The sequence below is a fragment of the Thalassospira lucentensis genome, assembly GCF_050516545.1.
In the GTDB taxonomy this organism is placed as follows: Bacteria; Pseudomonadota; Alphaproteobacteria; order Rhodospirillales; family Thalassospiraceae; genus Thalassospira; species Thalassospira lucentensis_C.
Window position 1 is genome coordinate 4260281 of record NZ_CP191544.1, and the last position, 4493, is coordinate 4264773.

Here is a 4493-nt window from a genome sequence, read left to right on the forward strand (position 1 = left end):
CCTGATTACGACTGTGTTTGGGTTGGTTAGGGCGCTGCCTAAATGCGAAAGGCATGTATCTTCGTTATTCTGGCAGGTAAATGATTATATTGGCAGTTCTTTTGCCAAATAGGGTTCCAGAGGATTATTGCGCGCCAAGTTGGTGAATTTGATCATGTCGGTATAGGGGATGTGGTCGAAACTTTGCCCGGATTGCGTGTTTCAATGTGATGATAAAGCAATGAAATAAAGGGCTTTGCGGCGAAATTTTAATACATCCTTATATATTCCACTAGAATAGTGACAGTATGCCATTGGCTAGGTTGCCCGTCGTAGCACTGTTGCGCGGGGCGATTGCCATGCGTGATAGAAAGCCCGATATAAGGTGTTGGGCGGTGCTTGAACGGTTGTTGTGCTTGAAGCGGAAGGATTGAATGGGCCTGTTGGATAAAATCCGGCCAACCCGCAGATCGGATGCGGGACGTGAGGGGGATCGTACCCCGCTGGAACGGTTGTTCTGGCGGTCGATTGCGCTCGTGGGCGGATTCTCGATGGTGATCAACCTGCTCAACATGGTGATCCCGATTTATTCCATGCAGGTTTTCGACCGTGTGCTTTCAAGCCGAAGCGTTGATACGCTTGCGCTTTTAACCCTTGGTATCGGCCTTGTTCTTGTTTTCATTGCCTCGATGGAACAGCTGAGATCGCGGGTCTTGATCCGGGTTGGAACCGCACTTGATCTGCGACTTGGCGGGGATTTGTTCGCCCATGTCGTGCAGCAATCCGCTCGCGGTGCCCAGATGCGCCAGCGGCCTTTGCGTGATCTTTATGGATTGCGTGGCTTTTTGACCGGAAGCGGTCCCTTTGCCCTGATCGATTTCATGTGGGCGCCGGTCTATATCGGGGTTGTGTTTATCTTTGATACCCGTCTTGGCCTTGTCGCCTGTGGCGGGGCGGTGTTGCTGATCATTATTGCAGTCGTCAATGAGGCCGCATCCAAGATTTCAGTCGACCGGTCGGAAGAAAGCCAGAATCGCGGCATCGCGCAGGAAGAAACCTATGTCCGCAATGCCGAGGCGATGGAGGCCATGGGCATGACCCAGTCGGCCCGTCAGCGCTGGCAGGCCGATCAATCCGATTCGCTCTATTGGGAAGGACAAGCCAGTCGCCGGGTCGGGACATCGACCACTTTGTCGCATTTCATCCGGCTTGCCATGCAGGTTTGCTTTATCGGTGTTGGGGCCTATCTGGTTTTGTCCGAAAGCATCACAATCGGCATCATGGTTGCGTCCATGATCCTTGGTATGCGCGGCTTGGCACCCTTTGACGGGGCGGTTAATGCATGGCGTAGCTGGAATTCAGCACGCAGTTCGTTTGAACGTTTGAACAAGATTTTGCTCGATAAACGCCAATCGGTTCCCGCCCCCTTACCGCGTGGGCGTGGCATGGCGGTGACGGTGGATCGGTTGGTGTTTGCACCGCCTAACAGCCGCAATGTTTTGTTCAAGGGTTTCTCGTTTAAGGCCGGGCCGGGGCAGATTATCTCGATTGCCGGGTTTAACGGGGTTGGGAAGACAGCCCTTTTGAAGCTGATCATGGGGATCTGGGTGCCCGGTTCCGGGTCGGTCAAACTTGATGATGTCGAAGCATCAAAAGTCGACCGCGCTGATATCGGGACACAAATCGGCTATCTGGCACAAAATCCGTTCCTGTTCCCCGGCACGATTGCGGAAAATATTGCGCGTCTGGGTGCTGCCGATATGCGCGATATTATTCAGGCCGCCGAACTTGCCGGTGCGCATCAATTCATTCTTGATTTGGCGGATGGCTACGATACGCGGGTGGATCGCGGTGGGCGCAACCTTTCGGGCGGGCAGCGCCAACTGATTGCCTTGGCAGCGGCGCTGTTTTCACGGCCAAGATTGTTGCTGCTAGATGAGCCGACAACCGCCCTTGATGACACGGGTGTTGGTCATATTGGTGAGCTGATTGAAATTCTGCGGCGGAACGGCATTACGACCTTTATCGTTAGTCATGAACGCTCCATCCTTGCGCGGGCAGATGCGGTTCTTGCCCTTGCCGATGGCCAAATTCAGGTGGTTCCCGTTAAAGGCGGCAACCGGGCGCCTGGAAAACCGGTTATCCAGACCGAAGACATTTCGCGCGGCCTTCCGCCAGAAGCCCGTCCGGCTGAACCATCAAGCCATGCCGCGGTGAAACCGATAGAACCTGAAGATGGTCAGATGCGGATCACGCCCAAACGCATTGCCGTGCCCAATCCCGATGCGCCGCGTCCGATTGTTGAAAAGAACAGTGCAACCACCCCGCACCCAGCGGCAGCCAAACCGGCAGCAGACGCACCGGCACCGAAAATGCCGGAAATTGCCGATTTCGGTATTGAAGACAACGCTGGATCAGGGCGTGCGCAGGCAGCAAAGCAGGCGGCTGGCATTGCAAAATCCGAAATGAAACCGCAGCCGACCCCGGGTGGCACAATGATGACCATGCGCCCGGTCACACCAAAAACCGCACCAAGTCGTGATGCGGTAAAAGACGAACGTCCGGCTCAGCCGAAAGCCAAGGTCGCAGCCAAGCCCGCAGCGGCGACGACACCATCATCAGCGGCAACTGTGCCGCGTCGTCCGGCAGAAACCAAACCCGCCGAACAACGCCAGCCGTTAAGTGATCGCAAGACGGTGCGGGAACAGGTGCGCGCAGCGCCGCCTAAATCGCGCAAAATCAGTGACGGCGAAGCCATCATACGGGCCCGCGAAGAAGCCGCGATGAGGATGCGCAAAGTCCGTGAAGATGCCGAACGGGCAGCCGCCGAACGCGCAGCACAGCGTCGCGCGCGGGGCGAGACGGATCGTCCGGCAGCGGCGCGCCCGGACGATGAACCGCGCCGTGGGCGCCCGCAATTACGCGTTGTTGAAGGATCGGCCAAACGTCGACAGGGTGGGGCTTGATGGCAGGCGTTGAGCTTCCAACGGCACGTGAACTCAGCACGGATGTCAAGCCGCTGGTGCGGATCGGACTTGTGATCCTGATCCTTGGTTTTGGCTCGGTTCTCTTGTGGGCCGGTACGGCAGAAGTGAATTCAGCGGCAACTGCAAGCGGCGTTGTCGCACCGTTTTCCGGGCGACAAAGTGTCCAGCATCTTGAAGGCGGTATCATCCGCGATATTCTGGTGCGTAACGGGGCACGGGTGAAGGCGGGCGATGTCTTGGTGCGCCTTGATGATACGCGGTCCCGGGCAAGCTTTGATCTGTTAAACAACCGGTATCTTAATGCCTTGGCGACACAGACGCGTTTGATTGCCGAACGGGCACAGCAAGATCATTTAAGGTTCCCGTCCGTCCTTGAAGATCCGCGTTATTTTTCGATCACGGATTCGCAGCGCACCCTGTTTGAAAGCCGACGCAACGCCTTTGTCGGCGAAGTTCAGCTTTATGACGAGCGGATCAAGGAACAACGTCGCGAGATCATTGGAACCCGCGAACAGAAAACCGCCGCCGAACAACAGGTCGGGATCGTCAAAGAAGAACTCGCCATGGTCAAGCCGATGGTCGATCTTGGCTATGCTCGGCGGACCCGGTTGTTGCAACTTGAAAGCCGGTTGGTCGAAGCCCTTGGCAATATTGGTCGGTTTTCGGCGGATATCGCACGAATTGAACAGCAAATTCAGCAAGTTAAGGCAAGTCAGTCGCAATTGATGCGCGATCATTTGCAATCGATCAATACCGAACTACGCGATGTCCAAAGCGAGATTTCAGACCTGAATGAACGGATGCGGTCGGCAGAAGATATTCTGGTGCGATCCGACATCAAGGCACCGCGCAACGGGACGGTGACCAATATGCAGTTCACCACGGTCGGCGGCGTTATACCGCCCGGCGCACAGGTGCTTGAGATCGTGCCTATTGATGACCGTCTGGTGATCGAAGCGCGTGTATCGCCAAACGATATTGATGTGGTTGCCACCGGACTTCCGGTAAATATCCGCGTGACGGCGTTCAGTCAGCGTTGGTTCGCCCCGGTCAAGGGGACGGTGACCGATGTGTCGCCGGACCGGTTGACCGATTCGGAAGGGCGGTCGTATTTTCAGGCGATGGTCGAGATTGATAGCGAAAGTCTGGCCGAGCATGAAGGCATGATCCTGTCGCCGGGCATGCCAGCCCAGATGGAGATCGTGACGGGCTCGCGAACGGTGCTTGCCTATCTGTTTTCCCCGATTACCACCAGTTTTGATCGCGCATTCCGCGAACAGTAACCTGTAACGGGTTACGTCGAGAGTATGCTAGGGGGCCTGTGCAACCTGACAGAATCTGACAGTTTTCAGTTTTGCCTTCCAAAGCACGAAAAAACATGAAAAAAAACTAAACTAACGCTGTAATCCGCCTATCTGTGGTTGATGGCAGGAATAGAGTAATCTATACTACTGTATAAATCGATTCTGTGCCGGATGTAGCGACACAGTTCAGGTAATCATAATTCCCAAGTAGGGAGTACGTGCC

Annotated in this window: 2 protein-coding genes; both read left to right on the forward strand. The window is 55.5% G+C overall.

All coding sequences use genetic code 11. The annotated features are described in order from the left end of the window. Positions 1 to 413: 413 nt before the first annotated feature. The gene (locus tag ACQ0MK_RS19595) at positions 414 to 2945 is read left to right on the forward strand and encodes a type I secretion system permease/ATPase (protein WP_430474045.1); all 2532 of its coding nucleotides are present in this window, start codon (positions 414 to 416) and stop codon (positions 2943 to 2945) included. Further along, on the forward strand, positions 2945 to 4249 hold the full coding sequence (locus ACQ0MK_RS19600) for an HlyD family type I secretion periplasmic adaptor subunit (RefSeq protein ID WP_350046732.1): 1305 nt from the start codon (positions 2945 to 2947) through the stop codon (positions 4247 to 4249). The genes ACQ0MK_RS19595 and ACQ0MK_RS19600 overlap by 1 nt, the downstream gene beginning before the upstream one ends. Positions 4250 to 4493: the final 244 nt, after the last annotated feature.